Here is an 18,816-nt window from a genome sequence, read left to right on the forward strand (position 1 = left end):
GGTGGCTTTTTTCTTTTCTAGCAAGAGATACGGTCTAATTTCATGAAAAAACTTTGGAATTCTTAATAAAATGTTACAATTTTGTCACGATAATGTTATAAAAAAATTAGTATGAGGACAAAATTTGCATTTTTAAGTGCACTTTTCCTGCTTTTAGTTGGGCAGGTTGTTTTTGCTCAGGTTACCGGTACTGTTACAGACGATTTTGGTCCTGTTTCAGATGCTGAAGTTACTGTAAGAGGTACCAGCGCTACTGCGATGACTGACGCAAATGGTAGATTTTCTATTGATGCAGACATAAATGACGTTTTGGTCATTATTGATGCAATGGGAACTTCTCAAGATTTTAAAGTAACCAAAAACAATATGGGAACTTTGAAATTTGGGGAAACAGTTGAATTAACAACCGTTACTTTAGTCGGAGGTATTAAAGTAGATGCCGCTCAAAAAGTGGGTTCGTATAGTGTTGTTAAAAAAGAAGACTTCGAGTTAACGCCAGTAGCTTCAATTGATGAAGTTTTAAATGGTCGTGTAGCGGGATTGAACTTCTCAACAAATAGTGGTTCTCCAGGAGCTACGAATATCATTGCAATTCGTGGGGTTGGTTCATTTATTGGAACTCCAAACCCATTGTATGTAATTGATGGAATTGTTGTTGGGAAAGGACAAGATAACGGAAACGTAATGGAATCTTGGAATCCTTTGGCAGCTATTGATCCAAACGCGATTGAAAGTGTTACTGTATTAAAAGATGCATCTGGTACTGCTTTATATGGAGCGAGAGGTGCAAATGGTGTAATCGTAATTACGACCAAAAAAGGTAAATACAACTCAAAAACAAGATTCAATTTTGCAACTGATTTTGCTGTACAAAACATTGCGTACGATAAACAAAATTGGATGAATGCAAGTGAGTTTATCCAATGGGGTGGTTTAGTTCGTAACAATACGCCAGGTATTTCTGAAACAATGGAAGAATCTGTTGCATGGTTTACCAATTTGAAAAACTGGGATGGTGTTACCAATGAAAATTGGCAAGATGCAATCCAAAGAAATGCTTCTACTGTAAGAAGCTATAACTTCTCTGCAACTGGAGGTGGTGAAAACACTTCTTTCCGTATTGGAGGTTCTTATTACCAAAATAAACCATTGGTATTGAATACACAATTTGATCGTGTGAGTGTGAACTCTGCAATTGATCACAAAATTGGTGAGAAAATTACTTTAGGATTAAATGCTAACTTCTCAAATGTTGAGCACAATGGATATGCAGATGCTGGAGCTTTCAGAAACCCATGGTTAACAAACTGGACAATTGCTCCAATTTATCCAGCATATAATCCTGATGGTTCATATAACCAAACAAATTTAGGAGGTAGTGAAAACTACAACCCAATTGCATTGCAAAACACAGACATTATGGAAGCTTCAATTAGAACTTTCTTAGCGTCTATTAACGGAGAATATCAATTTGCTAAAAATTTCTATTTATTCTCTATGTTTGGAACACAAAACCAATCAAACCATGAATTGTTGTACTATGATCCTTCTGTAGGTGATGGTATTACTCACAATGGATTGGTACAAAAATCTAGAATGACTACTTTTGATTGGAACTGGCAGAACTCCGTTAGTTACCGTAACTTAATCAAAGAAAGACATGACTTATCTGTTTATTTAGGAATGGAGTACCAAGAGCATAACTACAACTATTTGTTTGCTGACGGTAGAGACTTAGCTTTCCCTAAACCATTTGTTGAATTTGCAGACCCATTAAAAGTTACTGTACTTGATGACATCAGAAAATGGACTCAGATTTCTTATTTCTCTAGATTGAACTATGTATACAATACTCGTTATACCTTAACAGGTCAGGTTAGAAGAGACTCTAACTCAACCTTAGGTAGCAATGAAAGACACGGTATTTTCTGGTCAGCTGGGGGATCTTGGAATATTTCAAACGAAAATTTCATGCCAGATGCAATCTCTAATTTAGTATTAAGAGCTAACTATGGTGAAATTGGAAACATTCCATACGCTGATAACTGGGGACCTCAATACAACACCTATGCAACTGTAGGATTTAGTAGCTATGCTGGAAATCCATCATTGGTAATTACTGAAGCTGGAAATCCAGATTTGAAATGGGAGGTAGCAAAACAATTGAACGTAGGATTGGATTTCGCATTCTTCAACAATCGTTTGAATGGATCTGTTGATGTTTACGACAAACAAACTGTAGATGCAATCTTACCTTATACTATCCCTGGATCAAATGGTTCTCCTGTTAACTCTTATTATTCAAACATTGGAGATATCTCTAACAAAGGATATGAATTAGCTTTAGGTGGTCGTCCATTTGCTGGAGAATTTACTTGGAGCATCAACGGTACTTTCTCTCGTAACAAAAATACTGTTAAGAGAATGGCAGATCCAGAGCAATTCATTCAATCTGGTATGAGAGCTTTACAAGAAGGACAATTATTTGCTGAATACTATACGTATGGATGGGCAGGTGTTGATCCTACCAATGGTGACCCATTATTCTGGGCTGATGAAACTAAAACTGAGAAAGTAAATGCAAGATCAAAAGCGACTCCATTCTTCCAAGGAATCTCTCCATTTCCAACTTATATGGCGAATTTAAGCAATGAATTTTCTTACAAAGGAGTTAGCTTAAGTTTCTTATTTGCTGGTCAGTTTGATTATGCTGTTTCTAACAGATGGCAAAATTATGTGACAGGTGATGGATCTTCTACTCAATACAACCAAACGAGAAATGTATTGTATGATTCTTGGACTCCAACCAATACAGGAGCTTCAAATCCAATCCAAAATACAGGAGCTTTAAACAGTGATGGTGATGCATCTGGTTCTCAATTGCCTTCATCTAGATGGATGCATGATGGTGACCATATTCGTTTGAAAACGTTGAAATTAGCGTATAGCTTTGGAGACTTATTCAAAAGATCAACTGGAATTGACAATATGACAGTATATGTTAGAGGAGAAAACTTATGGATCCATGTATTTGACGATACATTGACTTTCGATCCAGAAGCTAACTCTAACTGGGCTGGTGGATGGCAAGGAAAAGGTTTATATGATTATACCTCTCCAATTATGCGTAGTTTCTCTTTAGGAGTATCAATTGATTTTTAAAAATTAGAAGTATGAAATTTTCAAGAATATATGGAATAGGATTATTAGCTGCATTGTCAGTTGTTTCCTGTAACGAAGATTTACTTGTTGAATTGCCACCAAAACAAATTGTCTTGGATGAAGCAATTCTTGACGAAGAAGGTTTAAGATCTGCAGTGAATGGTATGTACGAACAATTTAGTTCAGGTGACTCCTTTGGAGCTGATATCATTATATTTGGAGATTTAATTTCAGATAACATTTTTGTTAGTCAAACCAATAATGGTTACTATTTAACAACTCAGCAAATGGCTTGGAATGGTGACAATGCGGGGGACTTCAATATGTTGGATGAATTATATGACGTAGTGGGAATGGCAAATCTTTCAATCAATGAAGGAGCTAAACTAGAACAAACTACAGAGGTTAAGAATTTATTAGGTGAAGCACATATTGGTAGAGCTTTGGCACATTTTTATTTGTTGAACTTCTATTCTGCTAATCCTACTTCTGGAAAACACCAAGATTTTGGTATACCAATTTATACAGGACCTTACAATCCAAATGGATTGTATCCTCGTGAAACAGTTGCAAATTCTTACAATCAGGTTATTTCTGACTTGCAAGCTGGTTTGAGCTTAATGTCCAGTGCATCTCCATCTAGCAAAGCATATTTCAGTCCAACTGTTGCTAACTTTATTTTAGCGAAAGTTTATTTGACAAGAGGAAATGCTGGTGATTACCAATTGGCTCTTGACTATGCGAACAAAGTATTGAATGATTCTCCAAGTTCTTATTCTGTTATCAATGCAACTGATTTGGTTACTTATTTTACAAGTACAGATCATACGGTTACAGAAAACAACAATGAAACTATTTGGGAAATCGACTTTACAGCGACTTCTAACCCTGGATTGAATGCTGCAATTGGAGCATTCTATGCAAACAATGCTACACACAGAAGCTTGTTGGTAAGAAGAAGTTTCTATGATTCTTACAATGAAGGTGATGTTCGTTTAGGTTTATTTAAATTAAACTCTATCCCTACATCAGACGATCCAACAGGTGTTTGGAGTGCAAAACACTTACGTAGCAATTCAGAAGGTAACTTCGCTCAGAATACGAGAGTATTCCGTATGACAGAAGCATTATTTGTTAAATGGGAAGCAATGGCTAAATTAGGCCAAGACGCTGCAGTTTTAGCTGAAGTAAATGCTTTCGCAACTGCGAGAGGTGGAAATACCTATTCTGGAGACGCTTTGACAGCTGTATTAACTGAAAAGCGTAAAGAATTCGTTGCAGAAGGTGTTCGTTTCTTCGATTTAAAAAGAAATAACTTAGGAATTGAAAAAGTTACCAACTGTTTCGGTAATTCTTGTTCAGTAGCTCCTATGGATAGATTATTCGTAATCCCAATGCCAAGAGGCGAAATGAACCTAAATCCAAACATGACTCAATATCCTGAATGGTAAAATAACATTTCAAAACCCACTCAATCGAGTGGGTTTTTTTATTCCGTAAATTTTGATTTAACTTTGTCGCATTCAAAACCCTGTATGCGATACCTAATTGGTCTTATTTTCTTTATTTGTTCCTTTCCTTCTGTGTTTGGGCAAATCAACCCCAATTACGATGATGAAAATGCAATTCGTGATTCCTTGCAAGCATTTGGGAAACGCGAAGTTGCCAACGATAGTTTGAAAATTCATAGACCTGTCATCACAGATTATACTTTCTGGAGAGAAAAGGACATTCATCCTAGCATCATTGATACAACTTTAACGATTGAAAGTCTTTACGATCATAATTTCACCCATAAAGATGTGTTTGGGAAGATGTATTTTCCAAATTTTGGACAAACCTTTAATCCGCTAAGTTTTGAAAACAATCGCAATCGAATTCACCTTCTACCAACTGGTAAATCCTTTAATTATATCTTTCCAGAAGATGTTCGGTATTACGATGTAAAAACGCCAACAACCGAATTTATTTTCGAAAACGGCTCCAAAGAAGGTCAATATCTTTCTACAACTTTCACCCATAATTTAACGCCTCAATTGAACTATTCTGTTCGCTATCGAGGTTTGAGAACTGCAGGTACATACAAAAATAGTTTGGCTGCCAACAATGCTTTAATTGCAACCATTAGTTATAAATCCAAAAATGATCGATTCAAACTTTGGACACATTTTACTTCTCAAAATATAGACAATGAAGAAAATGGAGGAATTGCCGATTTGAATCAATTCGTTTTGGATGATAGTTTGCGAACCACCAATCGTCAAAATATCAATGTGAATTTGGATTATGCCGACACGCAATTTGATTCGAGACGATTTCATTTAGGGGCGAAATATGCACTGTTTGGTAAAGTTCAATCCTATTCAACCAAATTGGGAACTCCCATTTTCATCAAGAATATTTTCACTTACGAAAAGCAGAAGTATTTTTACGAAGAAACCCAAGCAGAGGACTACTACGATAGTCCAATCTTTAACGTAAGTAGAAGAGGAAATAAAAAATCCTTTGAGACTTTACAAAATACGTCCTCTGTTGAATTCAATTGGGGTAATAGATTGTTAATTGATGCAGGTGTTCGATTTGAAAATGTTCAGCTATACTCAGGTAAACCTATCAACATCGGTTTGGTCAATATCACAGATAGAATCGAAGATAATTTGATCGGTGCAGTAGCGAATTTGTATTTTGATTGGAACGAAAAAATCAAACTAAGAGCCGATGGAGAATTCAAATCAGGTGAGATTTTCAAAAGTCAATACCATGTCAATGCCGAATTGGACATTCAACCAATCGACGGATATCATATAATTGGTGGAGCCATGGTAGAGTCAGCCTTTCCGAATTTGAATTTGTATTACAACCAAAGTTTCTACAAAGATTTCAATTATTACAACCAAAGTTTCCAAAATACCAATACCCAAAAACTATTTGGGAAGTTGAATTTGGAGAGATGGAAAACAGATGTTCAAGCCACGCTTTACAACATTGACCAATATGTTTATGTGGGATCGGACTTCCGACCGAAACAATTTGATGGAAATATTTCCTTGTTTCAAATCCGTGCCAATAATTTGCTTTCCTATCGTAAATTTCATTTGAGAACGACGGTTGAATACCAAAAGGTAACGCAAAACGAAGCTTTCTTACCTTTACCCGATTTGATGGCAAGAGCTTCCATTTATTGGCAAGGCAAAATGTTCAATGAGAAAGCCGAAGTTCAAGTAGGTTTCAATGGAAATTATTTTACCGAATTTGAATCGCGTGAATTCTTCCCTGTAATCAATGAATTTATGTTGCAGAGAAGTTCTACTGAGAATGGAATTCAAAAAATTGGCGGATATCCTGTTTTGGACTTTTTCATCAATATCAAAGTTGATAGAATGCGTATTTATTTACGTGCCGACCATTTCAACACAATGTTTGGCGAAAACAATTATTATAGCGCACCAAACGTTCCATTTAGAGACTTTAAACTACAGTTTGGGGTGAAATGGTATTTGTTTACGTAATGAATAGTATCTGAGGCGAAATAGCCTTATATTCTTTTATTTTAAGAATTAATCAAAGTTTTCATAGCTGAAATGTCCGATGATGTCAAATTCGAACAAAATATCTTCAGGAATTTGACCTTGTCCTATGTTGTGAACAATTAAATACCGTTTTCCATCAGAGGATTTTTGATGGATCATCATCCCAATATGCGCCATACCATTGGGAAGTCTCCAACAAATAATATCACCAGGTGCATAATCTTCTGGATTTTGACTCATGGGTTTTTCCGTTCCAAATCTAGAAAAATAGGTCATCAAATTGGGAACTCTTCGGTGATCAATGTGGGTATCGGGTTTGGTCAATCCCCAAATTTTCGGATACAAATGAAAATTTGACTTCATGTCTTCATGAACCTCCTTTTGTAAATCTACTCCCAACTTTCGATACGTTCGTATAACAACATCGGTACAAACTCCTTTTCCTGCTGGTACATCTCCATTCGGATAATCCAATCGAAAATAAGTTGGGTCATAAACAATAGTAGGATCTATAATGGAAATCGCAGCTTCTGAAACTCTTCTTTGTTTATCCGTTAAATCAACGAAAGCATTTTCATTTTCTTCTTGTGACGCTTCTACCGAATTGGAAGCAACAACAGCTTGCTCTAATTTTTTGCAGGAAGAAAGAAAAATCGTAAGGAAAATAAAAGCAAAGGAAGTTCTCATGAGGATTGAATTTCCTTCAAGATAAAAAAATTACTTCAAGGTTTCGAGCCAATTTTCATCCAAGCGGATGATTTTTTGCGTTTGATGATCCAATAAGATCCAATGTGTCAAAGAATCTACGACCAATTCTCCGTTTTTATAAAACTCAACTTTTCGTGGTTGCTTCACACCAACGGGTTTCATCGGATAGGTTCTCATCAATAATGTATCGCCCAAAAACACTTGTTTTTTGTATTGAATATTGTGTTCATGCAAAAACCAAATTTCATTTTTGTGTACGCTTTTGTGTTTGCGTAGATCCCAATGTTCTGCCGCCATCATTTCGACCCAATGAACATATTGAACATTGTTGACATGGTTGTTGAAGTCGATGAATTCTTCTGTGATTAGAATTTCTTTTTCGTGAATCAACATAGATTAAATTTCTTGATTTTGAATTTCATGTACTTCATCCAAAATTTCATACAATTCTTGAAGATTTTCAGACGTCACCAAACGTTGACGTATCGGTTTAAAATGTGGAATTCCTTTGAAATAATTGGTGTAATGCGGACGGGTTTCCAAAATTCCAGTGCGTTCTCCTTTCCAATCACAAGCCCAAGTCAAATGGTTTTTGGCGGCTTCGGCTCTTTCAGCTAGAGTTGGCAAGGCTAGATGCTCACCCGTTTCACGGTAATGTTTGATTTGGTTGAAAATCCAAGGATTTCCAATGGCCGCACGGCCAATCATTACTCCATCGACACCGTATTTGTTTTTGTATTCAACTGCTTTTTCTGGAGAGTCAATATCACCATTACCAAAAATTGGAATTTCAATATTGGGATTGGCTTTGACTTTGGCAATTTCGGTCCAATCGGCTTCGCCTTTGTACATCTGGGCACGTGTGCGTCCATGAATGGCCAAGGCTTTGATTCCAACTTCTTGAAGTCGTTCTGCCACTTCATGAATGTTGATACTATCATGGTCCCAACCCAAACGTGTTTTAACCGTTACAGGAAGGTGAGTGCTATCGATGACCGCTTTGGTTAAACGTACCATCAAGTCGATGTCTTTTAAAACACCTGCACCTGCACCTTTACATACCACTTTTTTCACGGGACAACCAAAATTGATGTCCACCAAATCGGGTTGAACCGTTTCGACAATTTTGGCAGACATGGCCATCGCTTCTTCATCTCCTCCAAAAATTTGGATTCCAATCGGACGTTCGTAATCAAAAATGTCCAACTTCATGCGACTTTTGATCGCATCACGGATCAATCCTTCAGACGAAATAAATTCAGAATACATCAAATCGGCTCCATGCATTTTGCATAGACGACGAAAAGGCGGGTCACTTACATCTTCCATTGGAGCAAGCAACAAAGGGAAGTCTGGTAAGCTTATGTTTCCTATCTTTACCAAATCAAATTTTTTGCAAAGTTACAAAATCCAATGGCGAAAGAACCAAAAAACAAATCAGTTAATAAATACATTCATCTCACCAGTTTAGGGTTTCAGATGATGGCAGTTATTTTTGTATTTGTCTGGATTGGGAAATGGGCAGATGGTCATTTCGAAACAGAAAAAAGCTATTTTACTGCACTTGGAAGTTTACTTGGACTTGCTGCATCGCTTTATTTGGTATTAAAGCAATTGAAAGATATCAAATGAAATTGACCCGAAATTTTTTCTTCGCGATTGGAGTTTTTCTTTTGACAATTCTACTTCATATAGGTTTTGTTCAAGTATTATTAGGAGAATCCAAACCCTATTATTCATCCATTTATGTTTTTACCATTTCCTTATTGGTTGTAAGCTTATTGGTAATTCAGTTTTTGGAATACAAATGGCGCGATTATTTGGGCTATTTCTTTTTGGTTGTAGTTGCGATAAAATTGGTTGCGGCGAAAATTTTCATGAATTCAATTGAGCAACGACATGAAAATGAATTCAAATTTTCTTTTTTAGTTTTATATCTCATTAGTTTAATTTTAATTACGTGGTTTACCGCCAGAAAACTGATGAATGAAGAAAACTGACGAAAAGCAGAAAAATAGGTTTCATATATTGAAAAACTTATACTAATTTTGCACCACAAAAAAACTGGTTTAATGATAAATCCTATGCGCCAATTATTTACGCTTTGCTTTATTTTGATTTTTCAAATGTTTTCATTTGCAGCTGCTCCAGTTGAGGGGGCTCCAACGGAAAATTTGGATAGAAAAGAGTTAATGAAGCAAGAGATTAAAGGTGTTATTGCTCATCACTTAGTTGATTCTTATGACTTTACATTTTTCGGGGACAAAGAAGGAAATTACTACGGTTTTCCTCTACCGGTTATTTTGTTTGACAACGGATTGAAAATTTTTAGCTCATCTGAATTCGATCACGGTAAAAAAGTGGTGGAAAAAGGTGGTCAACATTATAAAAATTACCACGGTAAAATCTACAAAACAGATGCTGCTGGTACCATCAACTACGACGAAAAACATTTCGTGACCAATGAAAAACCGTGGGATTTTTCAATTACGAAAAACGTAGTGATGATCATCATTACAGGGTTGTTGATGTTCTGGTTGTTCACAAGTTTAGCTAGATCGTATGCAAAAAACAATGGGGTTCCAAAAGGGATTGGACGTTTCTTTGAGCCATTGGTTTTGTACATCAAAGATGAAATTGCAGTTCCAAATATTGGAGAGAAATCATACAAGAAATACATGCCTTTCTTGTTGTCAGTATTCTTCTTGATTTGGATTTTAAATATGTTTGGATTGACGCCACTTGGGGTAAACGTAACAGGTAACATCGCGTTTACAGTAGCTTTGGCGATCATGACATTCTTCATTACAAACTTAACAGGTAAAAAAGATTATTGGAAACACTTGTTCGATCCATTGGGAGACTCAATGCCTTGGATTGCGAAAATTCCATTGTACATCATTTTGATTCCAATTGAAATTTTGGGTGTATTCATTAAGCCATTCTCGTTGTTGATTCGTTTGTATGCAAACATGACAGCAGGACACATCGTATTGATGAGTTTGATTGGTTTGATTTTCATTTTCCAATCTTGGTTCGGAGGAACATTGTCATTTGCCTTGACATTTGTAATTGTATTGATTAAAGTAATGGTTGCTTTGTTGCAAGCGTATATCTTCACGATGTTGTCAGCGTTGTACTTTGGTATGGCATCTGCAGAACACGAGCATGATCACGAGCACGAAGGAGCACATTAATCAAATAAAGAGAAATTAAGTTTTAGTTTAATTATATAAATTTATCAGTATGGAAATTCCAGTAATGGTAGGAGCAGGTTTAGTAGTTATCGGAGTAGGTCTAGGTATCGGTATGATCGGTAAAGGAGCTATGGAAGGTATCGCAAGACAACCTGAAGCAGCAGGTAAAATTCAAACAGCAATGTTGATCGCAGCTGCGTTAATCGAAGGTATTGGTTTCGCTGCATTATTCGCAGTTTAAGAAACCTTAAAATTAAGTTCTGCTACAACGGTTGGTTGTAGCAGGATTTTACAAATTAAACTTTAAGTAAAAAATAAAATTTAAGTCATCGTAATATGGAAAAATTAATCAATGATTTTTCGTTTGGATTGTTTTTTTGGACAGCTTTGTTGTTCATCTTATTGATCTTGTTGTTGAACAAGTTTGCTTGGAAACCAATTTTAAATGCAGTTAATGATCGTGAGAAGTCAATTGAAGACGCATTGAATCAGGCGAAAAAAGCGCGTGAGGAAATGGCTCTTTTGAAAGCGGAAAACGAAAAGATTTTAATTGAAGCAAAAATTGAGCGTGATGCAATTTTGAAAGAAGCAAGAGAAGCAAAAGAAAGCATCATTGCACAAGCAAAAGAAACGGCTCAAGTTGAAGCTGATCGTTTGGTTGAAAATGCAAAATCAGCAATTCAAAACGAAAAAATGGCTGCGATGACCGATTTGAAAAATCAAGTAGCTCAATTGTCAATTGAGGTCGCTGAAAAGGTATTGACCAAAGAATTGAGCAACAAATCAGCACAAGAAGAATTAGCAAAAGAAATCATTAACGAAGCTAAATTTAACTAAAAATGGCAGGATTTCGAGCAGCTAAACGATATGCAAAAGGATTGATGCAGTTTGCTTCCGAAACAGGAAAAGCAGCTGAAATCAACCAAGAGATGTTGGATGTGAAAAATGCAATTCAATCTAATCGAGAATTGGCGTCGTTTTTAAACTCACCTGTGCTGGATTCAAAAAAGAAAAATGCTGTTTTGAAAGAGATTTTCAAAGATTTTTCTCCATCCACACAAAACTTCATCACATTGGTTGTAAACCATAGAAGAGAAGGGTTTTTAAGACAAATTGCAACACAATACAATGCATTGTATGATCATTCAATCAACGCTAGAACCGCTGAAGTTGTTACAGCAACTGATTTGGATGATGCATTGATTCAAGATATAGTAAATAAAGCGAAAGCGAACATGGGTGAAAACTTTTCGTATAAAATCGAAAATAAAGTTGACCCAAGTTTAATCGGAGGTTTCATTTTACGTGTGGGAGATAAACAAATCGACACAAGTATCAAATCGAAATTGACTCGATTGAAAAAAGAATTTGACATAAACGATTACATTCCCAAAATTTAAATAAACAGAAATGGCAGAAATAAAACCAGCTGAAGTTTCAGCGATCTTAAAACAACAACTTTCGAACTTCGATGTCAACGTTGAGATGGCTGAAGTAGGAACTGTACTAAGTGTAGGTGATGGTATTGCCCGTGTTTACGGATTAGACAATGCTCAATATGGTGAGTTAGTAGAATTTTCTAGCGGATTGGAAGGAATGGTCCTTAACCTTGAAGAAGACAACGTAGGGGTTGTATTGATGGGTCAATCAAAAGGAATTAAAGAAGGAGATACCGTAAAACGTACCAAAAGAATTACTTCCATCAATGTTGGGGAAGGAATGTTGGGACGTGTTGTCGATATGTTAGGAAACCCAATCGATGGAAAAGGTCCAATCGAGGGTCAACTATACGAAATGCCAATCGAGCGTAAAGCACCAGGGGTAATTTATCGTCAGCCGGTTTCTGAACCAATGCAAACGGGAATCGTAGCAATTGACTCGATGATTCCAATTGGACGTGGACAACGTGAGTTAATCATCGGTGACCGTCAAACTGGAAAAACTTCAGTTGCATTAGATGCTATTTTGAATCAAAAAGAATTTTACGACAGAGGAGAACCTGTTTACTGTATCTATGTTGCAGTTGGACAAAAAGGATCTACTGTTGCACAAATATTAAACACATTGCAAGCACACGGCGCTGACAAGTATACGGTAGTCGTAGCGGCTAACGCATCTGACCCTGCTCCAATGCAAGTATATGCACCAATGGCAGGTGCGGCTATTGGAGAGTATTTCCGTGATACAGGTCGTCCAGCATTGATTGTTTATGATGATTTATCAAAACAAGCGGTTGCTTACCGTGAGGTGTCTTTGTTGTTACGTCGCCCACCAGGACGTGAAGCTTACCCTGGAGACGTTTTCTACTTACACTCTCGTTTGTTAGAGCGTGCTGCAAAAATCATCGGTGATGACAAAGTTGCTTCTGAAATGAACGACTTACCAGAATCTTTGAGAGGTGTTGTAAAAGGAGGTGGATCTTTGACTGCTTTGCCAATTATCGAAACACAAGCAGGTGACGTTTCTGCTTATATCCCAACCAACGTAATTTCGATTACAGACGGACAGATCTTCTTGGAGTCTGACTTGTTCAACTCAGGGGTTCGTCCAGCGATCAACGTAGGTATTTCGGTATCTCGTGTTGGAGGTAACGCGCAAACAAAACCAATGAAAAAAGTATCAGGTACGTTGAAATTAGACCAAGCTCAATACCGCGAATTAGAAGCTTTCGCAAAATTTGGTTCTGATTTAGATGCTGTTACTATGTCAGTTATTGGAAAAGGAGAAAGAAACGTGGAGATTTTGAAACAAAACGTAAACTCACCAATCCCAGTAGAAGAGCAAGTAGCGATCATTTTAGCGGGTACAAACGGTATGTTGCGTGACGTTCCTGTAGCGAAAGTGAAGGAATGGCAAGAGAACTTCTTGTCTTTGTTGAGAAACCAACACAAAGATTTGTTGACTTCTTTACGTGACGGAAAATACGATGATGCAATCGTAGACAAATTGAAAGCAGTGATTATAGACACAACTGTATCATACAAATAAGAAGAATTTGAGATGAACTTCGTTATTGACGAAGTTCATCTTTCAATCATAAAGTCATAGACTAGTTATTTTTTCATAAATGGCAAACTTAAAAGAAATACGAAGTAGAATTACATCTGTCGGTTCAACGATGCAGATTACAAGTGCTATGAAAATGGTATCTGCTGCGAAATTGAAACGTGCTCAAGATGCTATCATACAACTTCGTCCTTACGCAAACAAATTGCGTGATATCCTTGAAAACATTAGTTCGACCTTGGATAGCGATGCTGGAGGAAAATTAACCATCGAACGAGAGGTAAAAAAAATGCTTGTCGTTGTGATTACTTCCAACAGAGGTTTGGCGGGAGCATTTAACTCCAATGTATTCAAAATAGCAAATGCCTTGGTAGTGGAGAATTCAGTAAAAGGTATCGAGACGGAATTGATGACAATTGGTAAAAAAGGTTTCGATTTGATGCGTAAATCCAATACGATCTACAAAAACGAATCTTCTTTATGGGATAACCTTAGCTATGAAAATGTAGCAGTTATTGCAGACGAAGTAACGGAGAAGTTTTTGGCAGGTGATTATGACCAAGTTCGTTTGGTTTACAACTCCTTCAAAAATGCTGCTACACAAATCGTGATGGACGAGCAATATTTGCCAGTTCAAATTGTGAAAAGCGAATCAGGTGCGGCTCAATCGGTAGATTATATTTTTGAACCATCAAAAGAGGAAATCGTTACAGACTTAATTCCTCAAGCCTTGAAAACGCAATTCTTCAAAGCGATTTTGGATTCAAATGCAGCTGAACATGGTGCACGTATGACTGCGATGCACAAAGCAACCGATAATGCCGATGCTTTACGTAAAGAATTGGTGTTGCAATACAACAAAGAAAGACAAGCTGCTATTACCAACGAAATCTTGGAAATTGTGGGTGGTGCAGAAGCATTGGATTCTTAATCCAAGCTATTATACAATATGTAGGAGCGGGTTTTTTACCCGCTTTTTTTTGTTTTTATCCTCAGAATTTTCCCTGATTATTCATGGGAATTATAGATATTTGTGGAAACTTTCCCATTATGGTTTGGATCATTTTTCTTTCTGTTGTTACTGTGCTTTTAGCCTTGGATTTAGGCGTTTTCAATCGTAAAGCACATGTTATTTCCTATAAAGAAGCAGGCAAATGGACAACCTTTTGGGTGGGTTTATCATTGGTTTTCTCAGGTATCATCTTTTGGTTATTCAAAGAAGGTCATGTAGATAATCCTCATAACTATACGCCCGAAACAGCTTTTTGGAAATATATCCAAGGATATTTGTTGGAATTGTCTCTTTCAGTCGATAATATATTTGTCATTGCCGTTATTTTCCGATCATTCAGCATTCCGCAAAAATACCAACATCGTGTTTTATTTTGGGGAATTGTAGGTGCAGTTGTATTTAGAGCTTTGATGATTTTCTTTGGAATTTGGTTAATTCAAAAGGTAGATTGGGTTACTTATCTATTTGGAGCTTTCTTGATCTATACAGCTTATAATATGGCTTTTTCTGGAGAGGAATCTGAATTCAATCCGAAAGAAAGTTGGGTTTTTAAGACCATGCGTAAGATTATGCCTATCACCAAAGGGATCCATGATCAAAAATTATTTGTGAAAAAGATGGGAATTTGGGCTGCGACACCTTTATTTTTGGCCTTAATCATCATCGAATTGACCGATGTTTTATTTGCATTGGATAGTATTCCGGCCATTTTAGCGATTACAGAAAACCCATTTATTGTCTTTTCTTCTAATATCATGGCAATTTTAGGTTTGCGTTCTATGTATTTCTTCTTGGCAAATGTGATTGATAAATTCTCTTATTTAAAATATAGCTTAGCTGTTATTTTGTTGTTTGTGGGAATCAAGATGGGACTACATCATTATCTAAAAGCCAATGATTTGGCGATTCCAGAATGGTTGTCTTTAGGCGTTATTTTGGTTTCATTAACTGCTGGAATCCTGTATTCCTTGTATAAAAACAAACAAAACGAAGCCCTCGAAAAATAAGTTTTTCAGAAATGTATTGTTAAAGTGCTAATTTTTCGTTAAAATTGACTTATTTTTAATGCGAAATTAACACTGGATACTATACAAATTTGTTTTACTTATGAGAAAAACTTTACTCGTAATTTTTTTCCTGCAATTTTTGTTTTCCCTGAATGCCCAATCAATTGTTGTCAATAGTGCGGCGCATCCAGAAACAAATCTAACTGCGGAACAATTACTCACAAATGTTTTATTAGATGGAGGATTTTGTTCATCAACATCTAATTTCCAATTAAAAGATAATCCCTCGGCACAATTTCCACACGTGGATCGCAGTTGGGGATATTTTGAAAAAGGCAATTCAAATTTCCCATTTGAAAGAGGAATTGTTCTTACCACAGGTTTTGCTAGAAATGCAAATGGCCCGTCAAGTGAGTTTGCTTCTGACGGTGATTATGGATGGGCAGGTGATAATGCCGCAAGTTACTTAGCGGGAGTTAGCACCAATAATGCTACAGTTTTTGAATTTGATTTCGTTCCACAAGGGAACTTTATTTCATTTAACTACATCTTCGCTTCTGAAGAATACCCAGATTACCCTTGTGAAGGATACAATGACGTTTTTGCATTTATTATCAGTGGTCCTGGTATTAACAATGACCCGGGAATCAATGGTAAAAACATTGCAAGATTGCCAAATGGGGATCCTGTAACCATTGACAATGTCAATGATGTTATAGGATGTGGTGACGATACTTACTATGTTGGAGGTCCTTTTAATGATATTACATATGGTGGTAGAACAATTCCTTTGACTGCTCAATCACCTGTAATACCTGGACAAACCTATCATATTCGTTTAGTAATCGCAGATGCTTATGATACCATCTATGATTCAGCTGTATTTTTGGAAGCGGGTTCATTTGATTTAGGATCTTCTATTACCAATGAATCTGGTGATGTTTTAGGAGATGATTTATTGGTATGTGGAACCGATTCCTATGTATTAAAAGTAAACGTAACAGATCCTAATGTTCAATTGCAATGGTTCAAGGATGGAGTTGCAATCCCAGGAGCAACAACCAATCAAATAACGATTACAAGTTCAGGATTATACAAAATAATGGTTATAAGTGGTGATTGTTCTTCACAAGATGAAATCGACGTTGTTTTTGGAGAATTACCGACCAATGGAGTTTCGTTCAATTTGGAAAAAGTAGATGTGGACGGAGATGGTATTGAAAATTTCAATCTTACTTTGATTCAACCACAAGTGGTGGACAATCCAAACGAACATACGTTTAAATATTATCCAACCTTAGCAGATGCCGAGAATCAAACCAATCAAATTGCCAATCCTACGAATTATCCAGCGACTGACAATACGTTGGTGTATTGCCGAGTTGCCAATGACGATGGATGTTCCAAAATCGTCAATATTTTATTGAAAGTATTGGAGGATTGTATCAATCCAGAAGCAGCCTGTCCTGGTCCAGAATTTGGGTTGAATATACCTTTCCAAAATGATGGGGAGATTCCAGCCACGGCACCAGATGGTCCGAATTATGGTTGTTTAGGAAGTGAACCTTATCCAAGATTCTATTATTTTAAGATTGCTGAATCGGGAACTTTACATTTCGATTTGAATCAATATACAGAAGAGAACCAAGAAGGAACTCCTATTGATGTAGACTTTATCGTTTGGGGGCCATTTACTGAGGTTCCTTGTGATTATGATGATTTACAAACCGTTGTTGATTGTAGTTATTCGGCATCGGCTTTTGAAAACGTAACAATTCCAAACGCTCAAGAGGGTGAGTTTTACATCATGATGATTACCAATTATGCAGGTACATATGGAACGTTTGGATATGTTAACTTGATTTTCGATGAAGAGAATTCTACAGGATCTTTTGACTGTTCTATTGTGGAAGGAAATGCAGAATATGCAGAATGTGATAACGACCAAGATGGGCAAGTTACTTTTGATTTAACTGCCATCGCAACTGATGTGGTAGAAGGAAATCCAACATTAACTGTTAAATTTTATTCAACTGAGGAAGATGCGACCAATGATACCAACAATAACGTTATCCCAACAGGCAACTATAACGTAACGACCGCGAACTCACCTGCTATCATTTATGCGCAAGTCAAAGATGGAAATGGAGAGATTGTTGAAATTACCGAGATTACTTTATCCGTTTATGATGGAGTAGTTGGATATCAAAATGTGGACATGAGCTATTGTGATGTTGGGTTAGATGGAACAGAAATCATTGATTTGACTGTGATTGAAGTAATTCCAAACCAAAATCAATACAATGTTACGTATTATGAAACAATGGCAGATGCGCAAGCGGGTAACGCTGCTTTCATTCCAAATCCAAACAATTACTCTACAGGATCAGGAACGGTTTACGTTCGTATCCAAAATGAGGATGGATGTTTTGCGATCGCGCAAATTAACATCAGTATTTCCGCATTGGAAGTTGATTTAGGAGAAAATTTCGCGATGTGTGAGGGTGAATTCACGTTAACTCCAATCGTAAATCTGAATGGGTATACTGGAATTACTTATACATGGTTTAGAAATAACGTTGAGTTGGTAGATGAAACAGGAAGTTCATTGGTGATTAACCAAACTGGAACCTATAAAGTGATTATCAATACAGCGGAAGGTTGTGCAGGTGAAGATACCATTGTTGTTTCTCAAGGAGAAGCACCAACTATTACCAATGTGATTGTAGGTCCAAATTCAGTAATCATTGAAGCTACAGGAGGAGCAACTCCTTACGAATATTCCATGACAGGATATGTTTGGCAATCAAGCAATCAATTCAACAATTTACAACCAGGTATTCAAACTGTGTATGTGAAATCTGCTGAAGGATGTATTGTATCGCAACAAATAGCAATTTTCAAAATTCCAACGATGTTTACACCAAATGGTGATGGTATCAATGATACTTGGAACATCCCAGGATTAGAAATTTACGAAGGTTCCAACGTGGTTATTTACGACCGTAGCGGAAGATTGGTTTATGAAGCTGAATTGAATTCCAATGTCATTTGGAATGGTTACTTCAAAAATGGTCAGAAAGCTCCAACTCAAGATTATTGGTACATCATCAATGTCTCAGATGGACGTAAATTCACAGGACATGTAACGGTAAAAAGTCGTGGCGAGAAAAATTAAGAAATAGAAGGATGGG

Annotated in this window: 16 protein-coding genes; 13 read left to right on the forward strand and 3 right to left on the reverse strand. The window is 36.7% G+C overall.

Annotated elements, in window-relative coordinates:
* The first annotated feature begins 111 nt into the window (after positions 1 to 111).
* The 3 genes from ABID46_RS09060 to ABID46_RS09070 all read left to right on the forward strand — a co-directional run bounded on the left by ABID46_RS09060 (position 112) and on the right by ABID46_RS09070 (position 6,671).
* Complete coding sequence (locus ABID46_RS09060; RefSeq protein ID WP_354509280.1) at positions 112 to 3,162, forward strand: SusC/RagA family TonB-linked outer membrane protein; 3,051 nt, start codon at positions 112 to 114, stop codon at positions 3,160 to 3,162.
* Positions 3,163 to 3,173: 11 nt separating this feature from the next.
* Entirely contained in the window at positions 3,174 to 4,613 is a 1,440-nt protein-coding gene (locus ABID46_RS09065; RefSeq protein WP_354509282.1) for a RagB/SusD family nutrient uptake outer membrane protein, read from the forward strand.
* Between the two features lie 84 nt (positions 4,614 to 4,697).
* A complete protein-coding gene (locus ABID46_RS09070; protein WP_354509284.1) occupies positions 4,698 to 6,671 on the forward strand; it encodes a putative porin in 1,974 nt (657 codons plus the stop codon).
* Positions 6,672 to 6,719: 48 nt separating this feature from the next.
* Here ABID46_RS09070 and ABID46_RS09075 read toward each other — a convergent pair whose 3' ends face one another.
* From ABID46_RS09075 to dusB, 3 genes are read right to left on the reverse strand one after another with little or no spacing between them, the layout of a single operon-like run.
* Entirely contained in the window at positions 6,720 to 7,379 is a 660-nt protein-coding gene (locus ABID46_RS09075) for a DUF1287 domain-containing protein (protein WP_354509286.1), read from the reverse strand.
* A 30-nt stretch (positions 7,380 to 7,409) separates the two neighbouring features.
* Positions 7,410 to 7,793, reverse strand: a complete 384-nt coding sequence (locus tag ABID46_RS09080; RefSeq protein WP_354509288.1) for an acyl-CoA thioesterase — start codon at positions 7,791 to 7,793, stop codon at positions 7,410 to 7,412.
* Positions 7,794 to 7,796: 3 nt separating this feature from the next.
* Positions 7,797 to 8,783, reverse strand: coding sequence for a tRNA dihydrouridine synthase DusB (gene dusB / locus ABID46_RS09085; protein ID WP_354509290.1), 987 nt, complete (start codon positions 8,781 to 8,783; stop codon positions 7,797 to 7,799).
* Positions 8,784 to 8,813: 30 nt separating this feature from the next.
* Here dusB and ABID46_RS09090 point away from each other — a divergent pair, with 30 nt between their 5' ends.
* From ABID46_RS09090 to ABID46_RS09135, 10 genes are all read left to right on the forward strand, one after another.
* Complete coding sequence (locus ABID46_RS09090; protein ID WP_354509292.1) at positions 8,814 to 9,032, forward strand: AtpZ/AtpI family protein; 219 nt, start codon at positions 8,814 to 8,816, stop codon at positions 9,030 to 9,032.
* On the forward strand, positions 9,029 to 9,400 hold the full coding sequence (locus ABID46_RS09095; protein WP_354509294.1) for a hypothetical protein: 372 nt from the start codon (positions 9,029 to 9,031) through the stop codon (positions 9,398 to 9,400). Before ABID46_RS09090 ends, ABID46_RS09095 begins: the two co-directional genes overlap by 4 nt.
* A gap of 84 nt (positions 9,401 to 9,484) precedes the next feature.
* Positions 9,485 to 10,597: a F0F1 ATP synthase subunit A gene (atpB, locus tag ABID46_RS09100; protein WP_354509296.1), complete on the forward strand. Its 1,113-nt coding sequence runs from the start codon at positions 9,485 to 9,487 to the stop codon at positions 10,595 to 10,597.
* Positions 10,598 to 10,646: 49 nt separating this feature from the next.
* On the forward strand, positions 10,647 to 10,838 hold the full coding sequence (gene atpE / locus ABID46_RS09105) for an ATP synthase F0 subunit C (RefSeq protein ID WP_182042445.1): 192 nt from the start codon (positions 10,647 to 10,649) through the stop codon (positions 10,836 to 10,838).
* A 95-nt stretch (positions 10,839 to 10,933) separates the two neighbouring features.
* The gene (locus ABID46_RS09110; RefSeq protein ID WP_354509298.1) at positions 10,934 to 11,434 is read left to right on the forward strand and encodes a F0F1 ATP synthase subunit B; all 501 of its coding nucleotides are present in this window, start codon (positions 10,934 to 10,936) and stop codon (positions 11,432 to 11,434) included.
* 2 nt (positions 11,435 to 11,436) lie between these two features.
* Entirely contained in the window at positions 11,437 to 11,997 is a 561-nt protein-coding gene (atpH, locus tag ABID46_RS09115) for an ATP synthase F1 subunit delta (RefSeq protein ID WP_354509300.1), read from the forward strand.
* A gap of 10 nt (positions 11,998 to 12,007) precedes the next feature.
* A complete protein-coding gene (gene atpA, locus ABID46_RS09120; protein WP_354509302.1) occupies positions 12,008 to 13,585 on the forward strand; it encodes a F0F1 ATP synthase subunit alpha in 1,578 nt (525 codons plus the stop codon).
* A gap of 79 nt (positions 13,586 to 13,664) precedes the next feature.
* Positions 13,665 to 14,534 (forward strand): ATP synthase F1 subunit gamma, encoded by an 870-nt coding sequence (atpG, locus tag ABID46_RS09125; protein WP_354509304.1) that lies wholly within the window; start codon positions 13,665 to 13,667, stop codon positions 14,532 to 14,534.
* Positions 14,535 to 14,650: 116 nt separating this feature from the next.
* Complete coding sequence (locus tag ABID46_RS09130) at positions 14,651 to 15,622, forward strand: TerC family protein (protein ID WP_354509405.1); 972 nt, start codon at positions 14,651 to 14,653, stop codon at positions 15,620 to 15,622.
* Positions 15,623 to 15,761: 139 nt separating this feature from the next.
* Complete coding sequence (locus ABID46_RS09135) at positions 15,762 to 18,800, forward strand: T9SS type B sorting domain-containing protein (RefSeq protein ID WP_354509306.1); 3,039 nt, start codon at positions 15,762 to 15,764, stop codon at positions 18,798 to 18,800.
* Positions 18,801 to 18,816: the final 16 nt, after the last annotated feature.

This window comes from Moheibacter stercoris, from assembly GCF_040545805.1.
In the GTDB taxonomy this organism is placed as follows: domain Bacteria; phylum Bacteroidota; class Bacteroidia; order Flavobacteriales; family Weeksellaceae; genus Moheibacter; species Moheibacter stercoris.

What these genes read in the sequence shown, in the direction of transcription:
- ABID46_RS09080 (WP_354509288.1), bottom strand. Translation starts at nt 7,793, where the DNA reads ATGTTGATTCACGAAAAAGAAATTCTAATCACAGAAGAATTCATCGAC.
- atpB (WP_354509296.1), top strand. Translation starts at nt 9,485, where the DNA reads ATGCGCCAATTATTTACGCTTTGCTTTATTTTGATTTTTCAAATGTTT.
- atpG (WP_354509304.1), top strand. Translation starts at nt 13,665, where the DNA reads ATGGCAAACTTAAAAGAAATACGAAGTAGAATTACATCTGTCGGTTCA.
- ABID46_RS09095 (WP_354509294.1), top strand. Translation starts at nt 9,029, where the DNA reads ATGAAATTGACCCGAAATTTTTTCTTCGCGATTGGAGTTTTTCTTTTG.
- atpH (WP_354509300.1), top strand. Translation starts at nt 11,437, where the DNA reads ATGGCAGGATTTCGAGCAGCTAAACGATATGCAAAAGGATTGATGCAG.
- ABID46_RS09090 (WP_354509292.1), top strand. Translation starts at nt 8,814, where the DNA reads ATGGCGAAAGAACCAAAAAACAAATCAGTTAATAAATACATTCATCTC.
- atpE (WP_182042445.1), top strand. Translation starts at nt 10,647, where the DNA reads ATGGAAATTCCAGTAATGGTAGGAGCAGGTTTAGTAGTTATCGGAGTA.
- ABID46_RS09060 (WP_354509280.1), top strand. Translation starts at nt 112, where the DNA reads ATGAGGACAAAATTTGCATTTTTAAGTGCACTTTTCCTGCTTTTAGTT.
- ABID46_RS09110 (WP_354509298.1), top strand. Translation starts at nt 10,934, where the DNA reads ATGGAAAAATTAATCAATGATTTTTCGTTTGGATTGTTTTTTTGGACA.
- ABID46_RS09070 (WP_354509284.1), top strand. Translation starts at nt 4,698, where the DNA reads ATGCGATACCTAATTGGTCTTATTTTCTTTATTTGTTCCTTTCCTTCT.
- atpA (WP_354509302.1), top strand. Translation starts at nt 12,008, where the DNA reads ATGGCAGAAATAAAACCAGCTGAAGTTTCAGCGATCTTAAAACAACAA.
- ABID46_RS09065 (WP_354509282.1), top strand. Translation starts at nt 3,174, where the DNA reads ATGAAATTTTCAAGAATATATGGAATAGGATTATTAGCTGCATTGTCA.
- ABID46_RS09075 (WP_354509286.1), bottom strand. Translation starts at nt 7,379, where the DNA reads ATGAGAACTTCCTTTGCTTTTATTTTCCTTACGATTTTTCTTTCTTCC.